Source organism: Paenibacillus sp. FSL P4-0113 (assembly GCF_038009305.1).
Taxonomy (GTDB): Bacteria; Bacillota; Bacilli; order Paenibacillales; family Paenibacillaceae; genus Paenibacillus; species Paenibacillus polymyxa_D.
This window is the reverse complement of the sequence record NZ_JBBPAZ010000001.1, coordinates 2,780,097-2,802,366: the sequence shown is the minus strand read 5'-3', so window position 1 is coordinate 2,802,366 and position 22,270 is coordinate 2,780,097. Positions and strand designations below refer to the sequence as shown.

Annotated in this window: 4 protein-coding genes; all 4 read left to right on the top strand. The window is 57.5% G+C overall.

Features of this window, described 5'->3' with window-relative positions; translation table 11 throughout:
• The first annotated feature begins 175 nt into the window (after nucleotides 1-175).
• The 4 genes from MKX46_RS11835 (at nucleotide 176) to MKX46_RS11820 (ending at nucleotide 22,136) form a co-directional block, all read left to right on the top strand.
• Complete coding sequence (locus MKX46_RS11835; RefSeq protein ID WP_341071263.1) at nucleotides 176-15,127, top strand: amino acid adenylation domain-containing protein; 14,952 nt, start codon at nucleotides 176-178, stop codon at nucleotides 15,125-15,127.
• Nucleotides 15,128-15,281: 154 nt separating this feature from the next.
• On the top strand, nucleotides 15,282-18,590 hold the full coding sequence (locus MKX46_RS11830) for a non-ribosomal peptide synthetase (protein ID WP_341071262.1): 3,309 nt from the start codon (nucleotides 15,282-15,284) through the stop codon (nucleotides 18,588-18,590).
• Entirely contained in the window at nucleotides 18,580-20,406 is a 1,827-nt protein-coding gene (locus MKX46_RS11825; RefSeq protein ID WP_029517530.1) for an ABC transporter ATP-binding protein, read from the top strand. The genes MKX46_RS11830 and MKX46_RS11825 overlap by 11 nt, the downstream gene beginning before the upstream one ends.
• Nucleotides 20,403-22,136 (top strand): ABC transporter ATP-binding protein, encoded by a 1,734-nt coding sequence (locus tag MKX46_RS11820; protein ID WP_029517531.1) that lies wholly within the window; start codon nucleotides 20,403-20,405, stop codon nucleotides 22,134-22,136. Before MKX46_RS11825 ends, MKX46_RS11820 begins: the two co-directional genes overlap by 4 nt.
• Nucleotides 22,137-22,270: the final 134 nt, after the last annotated feature.

Here is a 22,270-nt window from a genome sequence, read left to right as displayed (position 1 = left end):
GCATATTGAAGCAGAGGAGCCGGAAGCAGCCGCATCTCTTGCGTAGAACAATGCTCTTTGTTGTCTTTCACGCATGGGAGCCGAGCGGGACAGCTGCTAGGCAGAGGATTGCCGCATGCGATCAACCGGGCAAGCGAAGCGGTGACCTGGCGAAAGCCATTGACATTGTTGTCACATGTTTGAAAAGGCGGGGAGCGAGGCTGGAGCGTTGCTGCGGCATATGCTCCGCCGGATTGCTTTTGCCGATGAAGAGAGGGGAACGATCCAGATGGCTTTTGAAAAAGAAACGTTGTTTTGGAACGAAAAATTCGGTAGCGACGATTATACCTTGACGCGGCTGCCTTACAGCAAAGCTCCAAGCTCCCTGGCGCCCATTATGACAACCGTCGGCGGTTCGCTTTCGGAGGAAGTGGCGCAGCGCGTCCTTCAAATGAGCAAGGGGGCTCCACTGGCCACTTTTATGATTTTGCTCGCCGGTGTTCAGTCGCTCTTGCATAAATATACAGGCGCTTCTGACATTCTGGTCGGCATGCCAGTTGTACGGAAACCGACGGAGACGCGCCGATCCGTTAATCATACGGTCATTTTGAAAAACTCGCTTTCGGTGGGTGCGACTTTTAAAACGCTTCTGAGCGAGCTGAGGACTTCCTTGCCGGAAGCGATTCAGCACCAACATATTCCGTTCTTGAAAATGGCGGAGAAGCTGGACCTGCAATATGCAGACGGGATACCCGTCATCCATACGCTAGTATCCCTTAAGGAGCTGCATCTGGACGAAATCGGGCAAAACGTGGTCACGGATTGTTCCTTTGAATTCAGCTTAACCGGCGGGACGATACAGCTAGCGCTGTCATATAACGAGCACTTATATGACTCCGAGTTCATGACTCGGGTCGTCGGCCATCTGAATCGCCTGCTGGCCGTGGGGCTTCACGAGTTGGAGCTGGACATCGTGCGGGCGGACATGCTGTCGGAGGACGAGAAATTTCAATTGCTGCAAAGCTTTAACGATACCGAGAAGGACTATCCCCGTGATCGGACGATTCATCAGCTCGTGGAGGAGCAGGCGAAGCGGGTGCCCGAAGCGACGGCGGTTGTCTTTGAGGGGCGGCGGCTTTCGTACGCGGAGCTGAATGAACGGGCGAACCGGCTGGCGCGGACGCTGCGATCGGTCGGCGTGCTGCCCAATCAGCTGGTAGGCTTGATGGCCAGGAGATCGCTGGAGACGGTCGTTGGCATTCTGGCGGTTCTGAAAGCTGGCGGTGCCTACGTGCCGATCGACCCGGAATACCCGGAAGAACGCATCCGCTACATTCTGGAGAACTCGAACGCGCAGTTGCTGCTGACTCAAAGGGAGCTGCTGCTGCAGGTGCCGTTCGAAGGGACCGTGGTGGCGCTGGATGACGAGCAGGCCTACAGCGACGATGGCTCGAACCTGGAGCCGGCCAGCGGTCCGAACGATCTGGCTTATGTCATCTATACATCAGGTACGACGGGCAAACCCAAAGGGGTCATGCTGGAGCATCGCGGGCTGGTCAGCCTGAAACTGACGTTTGCCCATACGCTTCACACGACCGAACAGGATCGAGTGCTGCAATTCGCCAGCCTATCGTTCGATGCGTCGTGCTGGGAGATGTTCAACGCCCTGTATTTCGGGGCGACCTTATATATACCGTCAACCGAGACGGTTTTGGATGATCAGCTGTTCGAACGTTTCATGAACGAGCATGCAATTACGATCGCCACTTTGCCGCCAACTTATGCGGCTTATTTGAATTCAGACCGCCTGCCGAGTCTGAGCAGGCTCATCACGGCGGGCTCCGCCGTTTCAGCAGAATTCGTGCAGCAGTGGAAAGACAAGGTACAGTACTATAACGCGTACGGTCCGACGGAAGCCTCGATCGCCACATCCGTGTGGGCGGCGTCTACGTATGACACCGAACGCAGAGCGATACCGATCGGACGTCCGATCTGGAACCATCGCTTGTATATACTGGGCGCACAGAATCAGCTAGCGCCTATCGGAGTGGAGGGAGAATTATGCATCGCGGGCGTCGGCCTCGCCCGGGGATATTGGAACCGGCCGGATCTGACGGCGGAGAAATTCATCGAACACCCGTTTGAGCCCGGAGAGAGACTGTACCGGACGGGCGACTTGGCCCGCTGGCTGCCGGACGGAAATATTGAGTACTTGGGCCGGATTGACCATCAGGTGAAAATCCGTGGATTCCGGATCGAGATCGGCGAGATTGAAGAGCAGCTTCTGAAGATCGACTCCGTGCAGGAGACGATCGTAATCGCGCGGGAAGGCAAAAGCGGGCAAGAACTGTGCGCTTACCTGGTCGCGGGCCGCCCGCTTACGCTCGGCGAGCTGAGAAGCGAGCTGGCGCAAAAGTTGCCGAATTACATGATTCCGGCGCATTTTGTTCAGCTTCCGCGGATGCCGCTCACGCCGAACGACAAAATCGACCGCAAGGCTTTGCCCGCCCCGGAAGGAAACGCACTGACCGGCGGCGCGTACGTAGCTCCCCGCAATGAAGCGGAGCGGACGCTTGCCGATGTGTGGCAGGCGGTATTGAACGCCGATCGCGTTGGGGTAACGGATCATTTCTTCGAGCTGGGCGGAGACTCGATCAAGTCCATTCAAGTATCTTCGCGGCTTCATCAAGCCGGGTACAAGCTGGAAATCCGGGATTTGTTCAAATATCCGACTATCTCACAGCTCAGCCTGCATGTGAAACCGATCGGACGTACCATCGATCAAGGCGAAATAACGGGTGAAACGGCGCTGACGCCGATTCAGCATTGGTTTTTCGAGAGCTCCTTTGCGGACCCGCATCATTTCAACCAGTCGGTGATGCTGTACCGGAAGGAACGCTTCGACGAAGAGACGGTGCGTCAGGTGCTGCAAAAGCTGGCCGAGCATCATGACGCCTTGCGGATGGTGTTCCGCAAGACGGAACAAGGGTTTAGCGCGCGGACCCGCGCGATTCAGGAAGGCGGGCTGTTCACGCTGGACGTGTTCGACTTCAAGGATGCGGAGAATACCGCGCAGGCTGTGGAAGCGAAGGCAACGGACATTCAAGCGGGCATCGATCTGGAGAACGGGCCCCTCGTGAAGGCGGGACTGTTCCGGTGCGCGGACGACGATCATTTGCTGCTCGCGGTTCATCATGCCGTGGTGGACGGCGTGTCTTGGCGCATTTTGATGGAGGATTTCGCTCTGGGTTACGAGCAGGCCGGCAAAAGCGAGGAAATTCGTTTCCCGGCCAAAACGGATGCGTACCGCACTTGGTCCGAGCAGCTGGCCGCTTACGCGCAAAGCCCGGAGATGGCGAAGGAACGGGCCTATTGGCAGGCCGTGGAACAAATTGCGGTTCCGGCCGTGCCGAAGGATCTGGAGGCGGACGTTACGACGCAGCAGGACAGCGAATCGCTGTTCGTGCGTTTGACTCCCGAAGAAACGGAGCTGCTGCTGAAGCGGGTTCACCGGGCCTACAACACCGAAATGAACGATATTTTGGTAACGGCGCTCGGCATAGCCGTTCGCAAGTGGACGGGACACGAACGGGTGCGGATCAATCTCGAAGGACACGGACGCGAATCGATCGGAACGGATATCGACATCACGCGCACAGTCGGCTGGTTTACGACCAAGTTTCCGGTCGTCCTAGAGCCGGAAACCGACCGGGATTTGGCCTATCAGATTAAACAGGTCAAGGAAAGTTTGCGCCGCATTCCGAACAAAGGGCTTGGGTACGGCATATGCCGCTATCTCTCCAAATCGGAGGATGGCTTTGTTTGGGGCGCAGAGCCGGAAATTAATTTTAATTACCTCGGCCAGTTCGACGATGATGTCAACCAGGACGAGATCGGTATATCTTCTTATTCCAGCGGCAGCCCGGCCAGCGACCGGCAGGCCCGCAGCTTTGTGCTGGATATCAACGGCATGGTGCTGGACGGCGCTTTATCGCTTGATCTTAGCTACAGCCGGAAGCAGTATCACAAGGTAACGATGGAAGCCTTCGCTCAGCGGCTTGAGCAAAGTCTACGAGAGCTCATTATCCACTGCGCAGGCAAAGAAAATACCGAATTGACGCCTAGCGACGTGCAATTTAAAGGCTTGACCATCGCCGAACTAGAGCAAATCGCCCAGCGCTCGGGCCATCTCGGGGAAATCGAAAATATTTACTCGCTTACGCCGATGCAGAAGGGCATGTGGTTCCACAGCGCGCTTGACCGGCAAACGGCCGCTTACTTCGAGCAGACGCGATTTACGATGAGGGGAGTACTCGACGTCCAGCTTTTCGAGAGGAGCTGGACGGAACTTGCGAAACGTCATTTGGTGCTGCGGGCGAATTTTGTGCAAGGACCGGCGGGCGAGCCGCTGCAAATCATATACCGCGACAAGCCGGTCGGCTTTGAATATGAAGAGCTGCTTCATTTGCAGGCGGACGAGAAACAAGCGTATTTGGATAAAAAGGCCGAGGATGACAAACTTCGCGGCTTCGACATGGAACATGACGCGCTCGTTCGGGTTACGATCCTGCGCACCGAAGAGCAAAGCTATCATGTGCTGTGGAGTTTCCAGCATATTTTGATGGACGGCTGGTGCCTGCCGCAGCTGACGCAGGAGCTGTTTGAGACGTACTCGGCCTTGGCATCCGGCAAGCAGCCAGCGGGAGATAAGGGATCGGATTATGGCGCTTACATCGAATGGTTGGAGAAACAGGACGATCAGGCGGCATCCGGCTATTGGACGGCATTCCTGGCAGGTTATGAAGGGCAAACCGTACTCCCGGGACAAAAGGAATCGGCGCCGAACGGCAGATTTACGGCTGATCACGTCACCGCCGAGCTGGGCAAGGACTTGAGCGAGCGGATGGACCGGGTGGCGAAACAGCGCCTGGTTACGGTCAATACGCTGCTGCAAGCCGCTTGGGGCGTTATGCTGCAAAAATATAACGGAACAAACGATGCCGTATTCGGCAGCGTCGTGGCCGGAAGACCGGCGGAAATCCCGGGTATCGAGTCCATGATCGGGCTGTTCATCAATACGGTGCCGGTCCGCGTCACGAGCGAAGCGGACACCGTGTTCGCCGACCTGATGGCGAAGCTCCAAGAGTGGGCGCTGGAGTCCGGGCGTTATGATTACTATCCGTTGTATGAAATTCAAGCCCGCAGCGTGCAAAAGCAGAACCTGATCAACCATATCATCGCTTTCGAGAACTATCCGGTGGACGAGCAGATGGAGCAGGCGGGCGACCAGCAGCACGGCGACCTGACGATCGCTGACGTTCAGATGGAGGAGCAGACGAACTATAACTTCAACGTGACCGTGGTGCCGGGAGTCGAAATCGAAATCCGGTTTGACTTTAACGCCGAAGTGTTCGATAAAGACAGCATCGAGCGGCTCAAGGGGCATCTCGTCCATCTGCTGGAGCAGGTGACGGATAACCCGGAAATTACAGTGGGCGAGCTGGAACTTGTGACGGAGGCGGAAAAGGCCGATCTTCTCGGACGTTTTAACGACACCACCACGGAATTTCCGCGCGAGAAGACGCTCGTTCAATTGTTCGAAGAACAGGCGGAGCTTTACCCGGACAACGTGGCCGCCGTCATGAACGAGCGACAGCTGGCTTACCGCGAGCTGAACGAGCGATCCAACCGCCTTGCGCGGAAGCTGCGGGAGACGGGAGTAGAAGCGGACCAACTGGTAGCGATTCTGGCCGAACGCTCGCTCGATATGGTCGTCGGCATTCTGGCGATTCTCAAAGCGGGCGGAGCATACGTGCCTGTCGATCCGGACTACCCGGAGGAGCGCATCCGCTTCATGATCGAGGATTCGGGCGCGCCGTTATTGCTGATTCAAAAGCATCTGCACGAGAAGACCGACTTCGCAGGAACGCGCCTCGAATTGGACGATTTCGTTTGGGGCGACAGAGGGGCGGACTCCGAAGGTGCGTTGGACGCTTCGAACCTGGAGCCAATTTCCGGGCCGGGCAACCTGGCATATGTCATCTACACGTCGGGAACGACCGGCAGACCGAAAGGAACGCTGATCGAGCATAAGAACGTCGTGCGCCTCCTGTTCAACGACAAGAACCTGTTCGACTTCGGACCGTCTGACACGTGGACGCTGTTCCACTCGTTCTGCTTCGATTTCTCCGTCTGGGAAATGTACGGAGCGCTGCTGTACGGAGGCAAGCTGGTCATCGTACCGCCGCTGACGGCGAAAAATCCGGCCGATTTCCTGGCGCTGCTGGGCCGCGAACAGGTCACGATTTTGAACCAGACGCCAACGTACTTCTACCAGCTACTGCGTGAGGTCTTGGCGGACCATCCGTACGATCTGCGGATTCGCAACGTCATCTTCGGGGGCGAAGCGCTGAGTCCGCTGCAGCTCAAGGGCTTCAAGACGAAGTACCCGGAGACGAAGCTGATCAATATGTACGGCATTACCGAGACGACGGTTCACGTGACATATAAGGAAATAACGTGGGTCGAAATGGAGGCGGCGAAGAGTAATATCGGCAAGCCGATCCCGACGCTGAAGGTGTACGTCCTGGATGAAAACCGCCGCCCTGTGCCGATCGGCGTAGCGGGCGAAATGTACGTGGCCGGGGAAGGCCTTGCGAGAGGATACCTGAACCGTCCGGATCTGACGGCGGAGAAGTTCGTCGATTCCCCGTTTGCGGAGGGGGAGAAACTGTACCGCTCGGGTGACTTGGCGGCTTGGCTACCGGACGGCAACATCGAATACCTGGGCCGGATCGATCATCAGGTGAAGATCCGCGGGTACCGGATCGAGCTGGACGAAATCGAGACGCAGCTGCTGAACGTCGAGGGCGTGGAAGAAGCGGTGGTGCTCGCCCGTCAGGACGGCGAGGGCGAGAAGGCGCTTGTCGCCTACTTTGTGGCGGACCGAACGCTGACGGTCAGCGAAATGAGAACCTCGCTGGCCCAGGGAATGCCGGGGTACATGATCCCGTCGTACTTCGTGCAGTTGGAGCGCATGCCGCTGACGACCAACGGCAAAGTGGACCGCAAAGCGCTGCCGGAGCCGCAGGGCGGCATACAAACGGGCGTCGAATACGTAGCGCCGCGTAACCGGACGGAGTCCCAGCTTGTGAAGATCTGGGAGGAAGTACTGGGCTACTCCGGCATTGGAGTCCTGGACAATTTCTTCGACCTGGGAGGCCATTCCCTGCGGGCGACGACACTGGTGAGCAAGGTGCATCAGGAGCTGAACGTTGAGCTACCTCTGCGCGACGTATTCCGCTACTCGACAATCGAAGAGATGGCTCTGGCCATCTCCCGGATCGGAGAGCAGTTGTTCTCGTCGATTCCGCTGGCAGGCGCAAGAACATATTATCCGCTTTCCTCAGCTCAGAAGCGGCTGTTTATCCTGAATCAGCTGGAAGGGGCCGATCAGAGCTACAACATGCCGGGCGTGCTACTGCTGGAAGGATCGATTGACCGGAGCCTGCTGGAGAAGGCTTTCCGGGGACTGATCGCACGGCACGAAACGCTGCGAACTGGCTTTGAGATCGTACAAGGCGAAGCAATACAGCGCATTTACGAGAGCGTCGACTTTGCTGTCGAGTACCGTCATGCGAGCGAGGAAGAAGCGCCTGAAGTCGTGCAGGCCTTCATCCGGCCTTTCGACTTGGCGAAGCCTCCGCTGCTGCGGGCGGAGTTCGTAGAGCTGGCAGCCGAACGTTATTTGCTGATGTTCGACATGCACCATATCGTCTCCGACGGGGTTTCGATGGACGTGTTAGTCGAGGAACTCGTTCGTCTGTACGGCGGCGAGTCATTAGAGCCTTTGCGCATTCAATACAAGGACTATGCGGTATGGCAGCAGTCGGACGAGCAAAAAGTGCAGTTGAAACGCGAGGAAGCTTACTGGCTGGACCGTTACCGGGGCGAGCTGCCGGTTCTGGAAATGCCGACGGACTATCCGCGTCCTGCCGTGCAGAGCTTTGAGGGACAAACGCTGACGTCCTTCGTGGACGAGGCAACGAACGAAGGCTTAAAGCAACTGGCGGCTCAAAGAGGAACGACGCTGTATATGGTGCTGCTTGCGGCATATACCGTGCTTTTGCATAAATACACAGGTCAGGACGATTTGATCGTCGGAACGTCGATTGCGGGCAGAACGCACGGAGACACGCAATCTTTGATCGGAATGTTCGTTAATACGCTGGCGCTCCGCAATTATCCGGCTTCGGAGAAGACCTTCCTGTCGTATCTGGAAGAAGTGAAAGAAACGACCTTAGGCGCTTACGAGCATCAGAATTATCCGTTCGAAGAGCTCGTCGATAAAGTGCAGGTCAGCCGGGATTTGAGCCGCAACCCGCTGTTTGACACGATGTTCTCCCTGCAAAACTTGGAGGACAAAGAGTTTGGGCTGGAAGGGCTGAAATTGTCCCCGTACCCTAGCGAATACGGCACGGCCAAGTTCGACCTGAGTGTGGATGTTACGGAAGAAAACGGCGGCCTGGAGTGCAGCTTTGAATTCGCAACGGCTCTTTATAAAGAAAGCACGATCCGGCGGCTGTCGACTCATTTCGGACATTTGCTTGCGGCGATCGTAAGCCGTCCGGATGCGAAGATTGCCGAGCTGAACTTGTTGACGGCAGAGGAAAAAGAGCAAATTCTCGGCGCGTTCAACCCGGCGCAGCCGGAAGCGGCTCCTGTGGCGGCGTTCCATCGGCTGTTCGAGGAACAGGCGGAGCGCACGCCGGAAGCGGCGGCCGTCGTGTACGAGAACGACCGGCTGACGTATGCGGAGCTGAACGAGCGGGCGAACCGCTTGGCGGCTACGCTGCGCGCAAGCGGCATCGGCCGGGAGACGATCGTCGGCATTCTCGCCGAGCGTTCGGTGGACTTGCTGGTGGCCGTGCTGGCCGTCTGGAAAGCGGGCGGGGCGTATGTGCCGCTCGACCCGGATTATCCGGCGGAGCGCGTGCGGTTCATGCTCGAAGACAGCGGAGCGAAGGTGCTGCTGACGCAAACGCCGCTGCGAGAGCGCGCCGAAGCCTGGCTCGGCGAAGAGGATCTGGCGCTGGCGGCGGTGTTGTACCTCGACGACGAAGCGTCGTACAGCGAGGAGCGGACGAATGCCGACAGCTTCCATGAAGCCCGTCCGGAGGATCTGGCGTACGTGATTTATACGTCGGGAACGACGGGCAAGCCGAAGGGCGTGATGATCGAGCACCGCAGCCTGGTGAACACGGCGGCGGGCTACCGGCGGGAATACAGGTTGGATCAGTTCCCGGTGCGGCTGCTGCAGCTCGCAAGCTTCTCGTTCGACGTGTTCGTGGGAGATATCGCGCGGGCGCTGTACAACGGAGGCACGATGGTGATTGTGCCGAAGGACGACCGGATCGATCCGTCTCGTCTGCACCACTGGATGGAGCGGGAACGGGTCACCATCTTCGAATCGACGCCGGCGCTGATCGTGCCGTTCCTGGAGTACGTGCACGAGCAGCGGCTGGATATGAGCTGGATGGAGCTGTTGATCACGAGCTCGGACAGCTGCAGCGTGGCGGATTACCGGACCTTGCAGGAACGCTTCGGCTCGTTGTTCCGGATCATCAACGCATACGGCGTGACGGAAGCGGCGATCGACTCCAGTTTCTACGACGAGCCGCTGACGAAGCTGTCGCAGACAGGCCATGTGCCGATCGGCAAGGCGTGGCTGAATGCGAAATTCTACATCGTGGACGCGCATCTGAACCCGGTGCCGGTTGGGGTGCTAGGCGAGCTGGTCATCGGCGGAGTCGGAGTGGCGCGCGGGTACTTGAACCGTCCGGAGCTGACAGAAGAGAAGTTCGTAGACAGCCCGTTCGCCGCGGGCGAGCGGCTGTACCGCACGGGCGACTTGGCGCGGTGGATGGAAGACGGCAACGTGGACTTCATCGGCCGGATCGACAACCAGGCGAAAATCCGGGGCTACCGGATCGAGACGGGCGAGATCGAGTCGCAGCTGCTGCGGGTGGAAGGCGTGCGCGAAGCGGTGGTGCTGGTTCGAAGTGACGCGAACGGGCAGAAAGCGCTGTGCGCGTATTACACGCCGGATACCGGAGCGGAGCTGGCAGTGAACGATCTGCGCGGCGCGCTGGCGCAGGAGCTGCCGGGCTACATGATCCCGTCGTACTTTGTGGAGATGGAGCGCCTGCCTCTGACGCAGAACGGAAAGATTGACCGGAAGGCGCTGCCAGCGCCGGAAGGGGAAGCGGGAAGCGGAACGGAGTACGTCGCACCGCGCAATGAGCTGGAAACGAAGCTGGCGGCGATTTGGCAGGAGGTGCTGGGGCTTGCGAAGGAGATTGGCGTTCACGACAACTTCTTCGACATCGGTGGTCACTCCCTGCGGGCGACGACGCTGGTCAGCAAGATTCATAAAGAATTGAGCGTGGATCTGCCGCTGCGCGACGTGTTCCGCCATTCCACCATTGAGAGCATGGCCGCCGCCATTTCCCGGCTGGATGAGCAGACATTCGTTGCCATTCCGGTGGCGGATGACCGAGAGGTGTACCCGCAATCTTTTGCTCAAAAACGTCTCTTTATCCTGAATCAACTGGAAGGCGCGGAGCTTAGGTACAACATGCCAGAAGCGATGTTGCTGGAGGGTGCTTTGGACCGGGCAAGGTTCGAAGAAGCGTTCCGTAAGCTCGTGGCGCGGCATGAAACGCTGCGCACCGGGTTCGAAATGGTGGACGGCGAAGCATCGCAGCGGATTTACCAGGACGTGAATGTTGCCGTGGAGTTCTATCGAGTGGATGAGCAAGAGGCCGAAGAGATGGTTCGCCGTTTCGTCCGTCCGTTTGACTTGGCGAAGCCTCCGCTGCTGAGGGTAGGCCTTGTCGAGCTGGCTCCGGAACGCCATATTCTAATGTACGACATGCATCATATTATTTCCGACGGCGTCTCGATGGAAATTTTTGTTGAAGAATTCGTCCGCTTGTACGGCGGCGAGCAATTGGAGCCTCTGCGCATTCAGTACAAAGACTACACCGTTTGGCAGCATTCGCAGGAGCAGAAAGAACGGCTTCAGCGTCAGGAGGCGTACTGGCTGGACATGTTCCAAGGCGAGCTTCCGGTGCTGGAAATGCCGACCGATTATCCGCGTCCGGCCGTGCAGAGCTACGAAGGCCAAACGCTGGAGTTTTTCTTCGACGCTTCGAAAACCGACGGCCTGAAGCAGCTGGCCTCGGAAACGGGCACGACGCTGTTTATGGTGCTGCTTGCGGCGTATAACGTCCTTCTGCATAAATATTCAGGTCAGGAAGACGTGATCGTCGGTACGCCGATTGCCGGAAGGAATCATGGAGATGTGCAGCCGTTGATCGGGATTTTCTTAAACACGCTGGCTATCCGCAGTTATCCGGCTTCGGAGAAGACATTCCTGTCATACCTGAACGAAGTCAAAGAAACGACCCTCCACGCCTTCGAGCATCAAAACTATCCGTTCGAAGAATTGGTGGACAAGGTGCAAGTCACCCGTGATTTAAGCCGCAATCCGCTCTTCGACACGCTGTTTACGATGCAGAATACGGAAAACGAGGAATTTGAGCTAGAAGGGCTTCGCCTGATTCCTTATCCGAGCGTATTGGATACCGCGAAGTTTGATATCAGCTTGGATGTGGGCGAGGAGAACGGCGGCTTGGATTACAGCTTCGAATATGCGACGGCTCTCTACAAAAGGGAGACGATCGAACGGCTGGCGAAACATTACGAGCGGCTGCTCGAAACGATCGTAAGCCGTCCGGATGCGAAGATTGCCGAGCTGAACTTGCTGACGGCAGAGGAAAAAGAACAAATTCTCGGCGCGTTCAACCCGGCGCAGCCGGAAGCGGCTCCTGCGGCCGCGTTCCACCGGCTGTTTGAGGAACAGGCGGAGCGCACGCCGGAAGAGGCGGCCGTCGTGTACGAGAACGACCGGCTGACGTATGCGGAGCTGAACGAGCGAGCGAACCGCTTGGCGGCTACGCTGCGCGCAAGCGGCATCGGCCGGGAGACGATCGTCGGCATTCTCGCCGAGCGTTCGGTGGACTTGCTGGTGGCCGTGCTGGCCGTCTGGAAAGCGGGCGGGGCGTATGTGCCGCTCGACCCGGATTATCCGGCGGAGCGCGTGCGGTTCATGCTCGAAGACAGCGGAGCGAAGGTGCTGCTGACGCAAACGGCGCTGCGAGAGCGTGCTGAAGCCTGGCTTGACGAAGAGGAGCTGGCGCTGGCGGCGGTGCTGTACCTGGACGACGAAGCGTCGTACAGCGAGGAGCGGGCGAATGCGCCGATTGGCTCGGGCATAGTCTCCGGCAAGCTGACGGATACTGTGGACGACGGCGATGAGAGCCATCAGAATGTTGGCACCGACAGCTTCCATGAAGCCCGTCCGGAGGATCTGGCGTACGTGATCTACACGTCGGGAACGACGGGCAAGCCGAAGGGCGTGATGATCGAGCACCGCAGCCTGGTGAGCACGGCGGCGGGCTACCGGCGGGAATACCGGTTAGATCAGTTCCCGGTGCGGCTGCTGCAGCTCGCAAGCTTCTCGTTCGACGTGTTCGTGGGAGATATCGCGCGGACGCTGTACAACGGAGGCACGATGGTGATTGTGCCGAAGGACGACCGGATCGATCCGTCTCGTCTGCACCACTGGATGGAGCGTGAACGGGTCACCATCTTCGAATCGACGCCGGCGCTGATCGTGCCGTTCCTGGAGTACGTGCACGAGCAGCAACTGGATATGAGCTGGATGGAGCTGTTGATCACGAGCTCGGACAGCTGCAGTGTGGCGGATTACCGGATCTTGCAGGAACGCTTCGGCTCGTTGTTCCGGATCATCAATGCTTACGGAGTGACGGAAGCGGCGATCGACTCCAGCTTCTACGACGAGGAATTGGCGAAGCTGCCGCAGACAGGCCATGTGCCGATCGGCAGAGCGTGGCTGAATGCGAAATTCTACATCGTGGATGCGCACCTGAATCCGGTGCCGGTCGGGGTGCTGGGCGAGCTGGTCATCGGCGGAGTCGGAGTGGCGCGCGGGTACTTGAACCGTTCGGAGCTGACAGAAGAGAAGTTCGTAGACAGCCCGTTCGCCGCGGGCGAGCGGCTGTACCGAACGGGAGACTTGGCGCGGTGGATGGAAGACGGCAACGTGGACTTCATCGGCCGGATCGACAACCAGGCGAAAATTCGGGGGTACCGGATCGAGACGGGCGAGATCGAGTCGCAGCTGCTGCGGGTGGAAGGCGTGCGCGAAGCGGTGGTGCTGGTTCGAAGTGACGCGAACGGGCAGAAGGCGCTATGCGCGTATTACACACCGGATACCGGAGCGGAGCTGGCAGTGAACGATCTGCGCGGCGCGCTGGCGCAGGAGCTGCCGGGGTACATGATCCCGTCGTACTTCGTGGAGATGGAGCGCCTGCCTCTGACGCCGAACGGAAAGATTGACCGGAAGGCGCTACCGGCGCCGGAAGGGGAAGCGGGAAGCGGAACGGAGTACGTCGCACCGCGCAATGAGCTGGAAACGAAGCTGGCGGCGATTTGGCAGGAGGTGCTGGGGCTTGCGAAGGAGATTGGCGTTCACGACAACTTCTTCGACATCGGCGGCCACTCCCTGCGGGCGACGACGCTGGCGGGCAAGGTATTTAAGGAATTAAACGTCAACCTGCCGCTGCGCGACGTATTCCGTCACTCGACGATTGCGGCGATGGCCGAGGCGATCGCCCGGATGGAACGGCGGGAGCATGAGGCCATTCCTCAAGCGGAGGAGAGAGAGTACTACCCTCTGTCCTCCGCGCAGAAACGGCTGTTCATTCAGCACACGCTGGATGGAGCGGATCAGCTTTACAACATGCCGGAGCTGGTGCAGGTGGAAGGCGAGTTTGACTTAGACCGGTTGGAAGCCGCCTTGCGGAAATTGATAACACGGCATGAATCGCTGCGCACCGGTTTTGAAATCGTGAAGGCCGAAGCGGTTCAGCGGATTTACCCGCAGGTCGATTTTGCTATTGAGCATCATCAAGCGGATAAAGAGGATGCGGCTCAAATCGAGCAGATCGTCCGCAGCTTCGTTCGTCCGTTTGATCTCGGCAAGCCGCCGCTGCTGCGCGCCGGGGTCATCGAGCTGGAGCCGAACCTGCATATTCTCCTTTTCGACATGCACCATATGGTGTCCGACGGCGTATCGATGGCGATTGTGATCGATGAGTTCTCGAGTTTCTACGCCGGGGAAGAACTGCCGCCACTGCGCATTCAATACAAGGATTATGCCGTTTGGCAGCAGTCGAAGGCCCACCGAGAGCGGATTGGGCGGCAGGAAGCGTACTGGCTGCAAACCTTCGAAGGCGAGTTGCCGACGGCGGACCTGCCGATGGACTACGAACGGTCTGCGGCTCGCAGCTACGAAGGCGCGCATCTGGAGTTCGACGTCGAAGCTTCTCTCTCTGCGCGGCTGCGCGAATTGGCGGCCGAGCGTGAAAGCACGCTGTTCATGGTGCTGCTTGCGGCTTATACCGTGCTGCTGTCCAAGTACAGCGGGCAGGAGGACTTGGTCGTGGGTACCCCGGTGGCGGGAAGAACGAACGCCGATTTGGAACCGGTCATCGGGATGTTTGTCAATACGCTGGCGATCCGCAATCGTCCGTCGGGCGACAAAACGTTCTTGTCCTACCTGGAAGAAGTGAAGGAAACGGCTTTGGGTGCTTTCGAGAACCAGGATTATCCATTCGAGGATCTGGTGGAGCGTTTGAATGTGAAGCGGGAGCCGGGCCGCTTCCCGCTGTTCGATGCCGTTTTCGACTTGCAAAATATCGAAGAACGAGACGCCGAGCTGGAAGGGGTCAGCCTGAAGACTTACGAGCTTGACCATTTGGAAGAAGCGAAGTTCGATCTGACGCTGTTTATGTATGAAAACAACGGGGCGCTGAGCGGGGGCTTCTTCTACGCCACCAAGCTGTTCAAAGAAGCGATGATCCGCACCTTGACCGAGGATTACCTGCGGGTACTGTCTCAAATTGCGGAAAATCCACAACTCGAGTTAAGCCGGATTGAATGTCATAAACCGGCGGCAGGCGCAAAGAGTGCCGTCGATACGATCGAATTCGCGTTCTAATCCTACAAGCGCGCCTCCGCCGTCAAGCGAAAGCGGCGCGCATCCCAAGGAAGACGGCGAACAACGTCCAAGCCCGTAAACGCGCAGGCCGAAAGCATGCTTTTTCGGACCTGCGCCGGGGCATGCGGTCACTTCATTTTTAGGGGAGGTACAAATGAAATCTTTGTTTGAAAAGGAAGAACGGTACTGGAGCGGCAAGTTTGACGCCGATGACAGCCTGAGCTTCCTTCCCTACAGTCAATCCTCCAAATTATACGCCGACGGGGAAGCTGCGGCCGAGCCGGGTTTGCTTCACCGTACTCTGCCGAGCGAACTCTCGGAGAGAATCATTTGCCTCGCCAACGGTTCGGATTTGGCTTTGTACATGATTGTTTTGGCAGGAGTAAAAAGCCTGCTGTTCAAATATACCGGGCGGGACCAAGTGCTGGTCGGCATGCCTTCTTATAGAGCAGACCCCGACGGGACTCCGCCGCCGCATGACATCTTGGTGATCAAGACGTCCGTAAGCCGCCAGACTACGCTGAAAACGCTGCTCGGGGGCATCAAAGCTTCCATCGGCGAGGCGCTGGAGCATCAGCACCTGCCTTTTCGGAAAATGGTGGAGCCGCTCCATCTGGACTATACGGGGGACGGCCTCCCGGTCGTCAACACCGTCGCATCCTTCGCCCCGATTCATCCGGAACCGCTGGGTAACCGGGTGGCGGCCGATACAGTTTTTCGCTTCGACCGTCAAAACCACTCCATTGAGCTGGAAATAAGCTTTGACGGGCAGCGGTACGAGCGGGCATTTGTGGACCAGGCGGCCGACCATCTTGTTCGGCTGCTGTCCGTGCTTTTATTTCAGCCGGATCTGGAGCTCGGACAAGCCGATGTGCTGTCCCCAGACGAGAGGGAGACGCTGCTGAAGCGATTTAATGACACCGAAACCGGGTTCGAGCGGGGGAAAACGATTTACGGCTTGTTCGAAGAACAGGCGGAGCTTTACCCGGACAACGTGGCCGCCGTCATGAACGAGCGGCAGCTGACCTACCGCGAGCTGAACGAGCGATCCAACCGCCTTGCGCGGAAGCTGCGAAAGACGGGAGTAGAAGCGGATCAGCTGGTAGCGATTCTGGCCGAACGCTCGCTCGATATGGTTGTCGGCATTCTGGCGATTCTCAAAGCGGGCGGAGCCTACGTGCCTGTCGATCCCGACTACCCGGAGGAGCGCATCCGCTTCATGATTGAGGATTCGGGCGCGCCGTTATTGCTGATTCAGAAGCATCTGCATGAGAAGACCGACTTCGCAGGAACGCGCCTCGAATTGGACGATTTCGTTTGGGGCGACAGAGGGGCGGACTCCGCCGATGCGCTGGACGCTTCGAACCTGGAGCCGATTTCCGGGCCGGGCAACCTGGCATATGTCATCTACACGTCGGGAACGACCGGCAGACCGAAAGGAACGCTGATCGAGCATAAGAACGTCGTGCGCCTCCTGTTCAACGACAAGAACCTGTTCGACTTTGGGCCGTCCGACACGTGGACGCTGTTCCACTCGTTCTGCTTCGATTTCTCTGTCTGGGAAATGTACGGAGCGCTGCTGAACGGAGGCAAGCTGGTCATCGTACCGCCGCTGACGGCGAAAAATCCGGCCGATTTCCTGGCGCTGCTGGGCCGCGAACAGGTCACGATTTTGAACCAGACGCCAACGTACTTCTACCAGCTGCTGCGTAAGGTCTTGGCGGACCATCCGTACGATCTGCGGATTCGCAACGTCATCTTTGGGGGCGAAGCGCTGAGTCCGCTGCTGCTCAAGGGCTTCAAGACGAAGTACCCGGAGACGAAGCTGATCAATATGTACGGCATTACCGAGACGACGGTTCACGTGACATATAAGGAAATCACGTGGGTCGAAATGGAGGCGGCGAAGAGTAATATCGGCAAGCCGATCCCGACGCTGAGGGTGTACATCCTTGATGAAAACCGCCGCCCTGTGCCGATTGGCGTAGCGGGCGAAATGTACGTGGCCGGGGAAGGCCTTGCGAGAGGATACCTGAACCGTCCGGATCTGACGGCGGAGAAGTTCGTCGATTCCCCGTTTGCGGAGGGGGAGAAACTGTACCGCTCGGGTGACTTGGCGGCTTGGCTGCCGGACGGCAACATCGAATACCTGGGCCGGATCGACCACCAGGTGAAAATCCGCGGGTACCGGATCGAGCTGGACGAAATCGAGACGCAGCTGCTGAAGATCGCCGCCGTGCAAGAAGCCAAGGTGCTCGACTGCGACGACGCGAACGGCCATAAGCAACTTGTCGCTTATTACGTCGCAGAAACGAGGCTGGCGGCGAATGAACTCAAAGAGGAGCTCGCCAAGCAGCTTCCGGGTTATATGATTCCTTCGTACCTCGTGCAGCTTTCGCGGATGCCGCTGACCCCGAACGGGAAAATCGACCGCAAAGCGCTGCCCGCGCCGGAGGAAGCCGCGGACGGAGGAACGGAATATGTCGCGCCGAGAACGCTGCTCGAAATGAAGATCGCCCGCGTCTGGCAGGATACGCTTGGCGTTCCGCAGGTCGGCGTAAAGGATAACTTTTTTGAGTTGGGTGGCAATTCGTTAAGTCTGATGAGGCTCGTTCAAGCCGTTTACGATGAAACGGGCATTGAGATACCGCTGAACCGCCAATTCCATCATGTAACCGTTGAGGCCATGGCTTTCGGAGAGGGGGATCAGGGCCTGGATAAAGGGGGAGACTCCTTCATTAAGTTGAATAAAGCAGGAGATCTGAACGTGTTCTGCTTCCCTCCAGGCAGCGGCTTTGGCATCGGTTATCGAGAGCTTGCAAGCAGGCTCGACGGCGGGTTCGTGCTCTACGGCATTGATTTTATCGACGATGCCGTCGATTACGAGGCCATGCTGAACCGTTATGTGGACGAGATCGTCCGCATCCAGCCGGAAGGACCTTACGTGCTGCTCGGCTACTGCTTTGGAGGCAACCTGACGTTCGAGGTAGCCAAAACGATGGAGAAAAGAGGCTATTCCGTAACGGACGTGCTCATGGTGGACTCGTGGATTAAGGACACGCTGACGTCTTCCGAAACGTCGGAGAAAGAGCTTGAAGAAATGCTTGCCGATTTCGACGAAGAAGAGAAGGAATTAATGAGCAACCCGCTCGTGCGGGAGCGGGTTCATCGGAAGGTCAAAGCGACCTTGGCGTACGAAGCGCAGCTTATTAATTCCGGCACGATCCCGGCCCGGATTTACGAACTGATTGCGAAGGACAGCGAAGCGTTCCGCCTGGAGCACCAATTGCCTTCCTGGCGGGGGGCAACGACGCAAGCTTACGCCGATTACCGGCTGGAGGGTGCGCACGAGGAATTGCTGGAACTCGCGCGCGTGGAAGAAACGGCCGTCGTCATCCGGGACATCTTAGAGCAAGTCAAGCGGCAGATCGAAGCGGAGGCCGGGGTACTGCATGGAAGCTGACCGCCAGCCGTCTGTTCTAGAACAAGGCACAGCGGCGCCTTCCAAGCGTCAAACCGCTTACGCCGCCTGGAAAGCGTTCCGCTGGTTGATGTCCTATGTAAGCCGTCACAAAGGCTGGATGATCGTCGGTGTCTTGTCCGCGATTGCCGCCGCCGTTATTGAGATATGGACGGGAAGTTTGATCGAGCAGCTGACCACCCAGGCCGAGAAGGGGGCGGGGCCAATCGTTCTGCAAATCGTGTACACGGTCTTTGTGGTCATCTTGATCGGTGTGCCGGCGAAGTTTTTCATGAGCTTCGGCGTGGAGCGAAGCAGCGCCTCTGCGGTGCAGGATATCCGCAACCATGTCATGCGTCATATCGGCAAACTCCCGGTCTCCTATTTGGAAAAGCAGCACTCCGGCGACGTATTGTCGCGGATCAACAACGACCTGCAGCTCATCCAGCAGTTTATGATTCGGGACCTCGCCCAGTGGTTTTATCATCCGCTGTTGTTCATCGGCTGTTTCACTTATTTGATCTACCTCCAATGGGAGCTGATGCTGTACAGCCTGCTGTTATTTCCCGTAGCGCTGCTGGTTTCCCAATGGATCGGCAAGCAGTTGGAGCGGTTGACGGAGGAAGCCCAGGCGAACATGGGCCGAATGAACGTCAACCTCCAGGATACACTTGGAGGTATGCCTATTGTAAAAAGCTACCTGCTATCCGGCATGTTATCTCGCTCCTACCAAGTGCTGCTGCAATTGACGGCTCAAAAAAAGCTGGCCGTGAAAAAGCGGGAAGCCTGGGTCAACCCGCTGCTTTCCACGCTGATGATCAGCCCGATCATTTTCGCCGTCAGTTACGGAAGCTATTTGATCTACAAAGGGCAGCTAGGCGCGGGGGAGCTGATCGCCTTCCTGTACTTGCTGAATCTGTGTCTGGAGCCGCTGGAGCATATTCCCGAGCTCATCACGCGGACGTTCGAAATGGCCGGTGCCCTGAGAAGGGTCTCCGAAATCGTCGAGCAGCCGACCGAAACGGAAAATGGCCGTTCGCTTCCGAAAGCGAGCGCCTCCCCCATCGAGTTTCAGAACGTAACCTTCGGGTATGAGGAGAGATCCCCGATCCTGCGGAATGTTAGCTTCTCTGTGCCGGAAGGGAAGACGATCGCGCTTGTCGGAGCGAGCGGCGGAGGGAAGAGCACGGTGTTTAAGCTTGTATACGGCTTTTATCCGCTTCCGGAGGACCAGGGCGAGATCCGCGTGTTCGGCAGCCTGATCCACGGCGCCGATCCGGAGCAGCTTCGGTCGCATTTTTCCGTGGTAACCCAGGATTCATATTTGTTTAGCGGCACGATCGCTGAAAATATCGGCTACGGGCGGGAAGTAGCGTCGATGGACGAGATTATAGAAGCCGCCAAAGCCGCTCAGGCGCATTCCTTCATTATGCAGCTGCCCGACGGCTACCAGACGTATGTCGGAGAGCGCGGAGGCTTTTTGTCCGGCGGGCAGCGCCAGCGCATTGCAATGGCCCGGGCTTTTCTGAAGGATGCTCCCGTTCTGCTGCTGGACGAGCCAACGTCGGCTCTTGATCCGGAGTCGGAAAGCGCGGTTCAGGAAGCGCTGGGCGTATTGATGAAGCAGAGAACGACGATGGTTATTGCCCACCGGCTTTCTACAGTACAAAACGCCGACGAAATTTGGGTCATGGAACAGGGGAGTATTGTTGAAAAGGGCACTCATGAACAATTGTTGAAGATGAAGGGACTGTACGCCCAGTCGTACTATCAGGAATTTACTGAGTCTGCCGAACGCAGGGAGGTGGCGTACACATGAAAAAGGGCGGATGGCTCTCGCAAGTGAAAGAACTCGGCTACTTGCTGATGTTTATGAACCGCAAGCGCAAAACCCAGTACGCCATTGGCCTGGCCGTGACGGCGCTCACCCAGACATTGTTCCTGATCGCCTTCAGCTTGGTCGTACATAACTTGGTTGATTTCGCCGTGTCCCGGGATACGTCCCTGATGGTGGAAGCCTTTATTATTTTGGGCGCGGTCTTGTTCCTGGAAAATGTGATTTCTCCCTGGTTCATTTACTTAAACCAGCGCAGTGTCGAGCTGACTGTGCTGAATATCCGCGAACGTCTTTATGACAAGCTGTGCCGGGTGCGGCCGAGATTCCTGGAGCAGACGCACCATGGGGACTTGCTGTCGCGGGTGAACAACGACGTAACGACCGTTGAGTTTACATTCTCGCAGGTTTACTTCGTTTTGCTGCTTCAAGTTGTCTTTTGCATCGGCTCCATTGTCTCCATGGTGTTGATCGATTGGCGGTTTGCCGGCGTATCCTTCGTCATTCTGCTGCTGTCCTCCGTGGTCAGCCTGAAATTTGCGCGGGATATTCGCGCCTTGTCCGAACAAGGCTTGCTAACGCTCGGTAAAATGACCGAAAAATTCAAAGATTTTATGGGCGGCATTCAAATTGTGAAGCTGTTCCGCATCCGCACGATTTACGGCCAGTACGAGGCGTTGAACGAACAAATGACGCAGACGCTTCGGCAAACCGCGCAGAAGAATGGCATGCAGGCTGCGGTGAATCATTTTATCAGCTACGTCACGTTCTGCGGCATCATCGTCATCGGCAGTCTTCTTTATGCCTACGGACTGATGGGAATGGGAAGCGTCGCCGCCCTGGCGGTTCTGCAAGTGAATCTGACGCATGCCTTGTTGAACTTGGGGATGGTTCTGTCGATGACCCAAAATTCGCTCGCGGGCGCTCATCGGATTCAAGAGGTACTAAGAGAGGAAGAGGAACCGGAGCGTTTGGGATCTCCTCACAGCGAGCTCGTGTCGGAGGCTGCGGTGGAGTTTCGCGATGTGGAATTTTCCTATCAGGCGGATAAAAAGGTGCTTGTCGACATCTCCATGCAGGTGTTTCCCGGCCAGGTCGCCGCTATCGTGGGGACTAGCGGCAGCGGCAAAAGTACGCTGATCAAGCTGCTGCTCGGCTTTTATCCTGTGGACAGCGGAGAAATCCTGCTCCAAGGCAAACCGTTCGGCCATTACACGCTGGAAGAAATCCGCAGGCAGATTGCATACGTTCCGCAGGAGCCATTCTTGTTTACCGGCACGATTGAGGAAAACATCCGCTACGGCAACCCGGATGCAACGGATGAAGAAGTGATCGAAGCGGCCAAAGCGGCGTACGCTCACCATTTCATTCAGGAACTTCCTGAACAGTATAAAACGCCGGTGGGAGAGAGAGGAGCGTCGTTGTCGGGCGGACAAAGGCAGCGAATTGCGATCGCACGGGCGATTCTCAAAAACGCCCCGATTCTGCTGCTGGACGAAGCGACTTCCGCGCTGGATAACGAATCCCAGCATTGGGTACAGCAGGCCTTGAACGTATTGATGAAGGGGCGCACCACCATTCTGATCGCCCACCGACTCAGCACCGTGGAACATGCGGATTTGATTACCGTCATGAACCAAGGGACGGTCGTCGAGCGGGGCCGCCATCAGGACCTGCTGGCGCTCGGAGGTTTTTACGCCCGGCTGTACGGCTAGATCCGCTTTACGGCGGGCGGCTTCTTGCTCGCGAATGCGACAGAGTCTTTTAGTAATCCAAGGTATGACTTTATAACCGGTAGTTACCAGAAAACGTAGACACGAAAAATGAGGAAGAGTCCGATGGAGCCGTT

Bases quoted from the DNA above. Each gene is read 5' to 3' on its own strand.
- MKX46_RS11830 (WP_341071262.1), top strand. From the start codon at position 15,282: ATGAAATCTTTGTTTGAAAAGGAAGAACGGTACTGGAGCGGCAAGTTT.
- MKX46_RS11820 (WP_029517531.1), top strand. From the start codon at position 20,403: ATGAAAAAGGGCGGATGGCTCTCGCAAGTGAAAGAACTCGGCTACTTG.
- MKX46_RS11825 (WP_029517530.1), top strand. From the start codon at position 18,580: ATGGAAGCTGACCGCCAGCCGTCTGTTCTAGAACAAGGCACAGCGGCG.
- MKX46_RS11835 (WP_341071263.1), top strand. From the start codon at position 176: ATGTTTGAAAAGGCGGGGAGCGAGGCTGGAGCGTTGCTGCGGCATATG.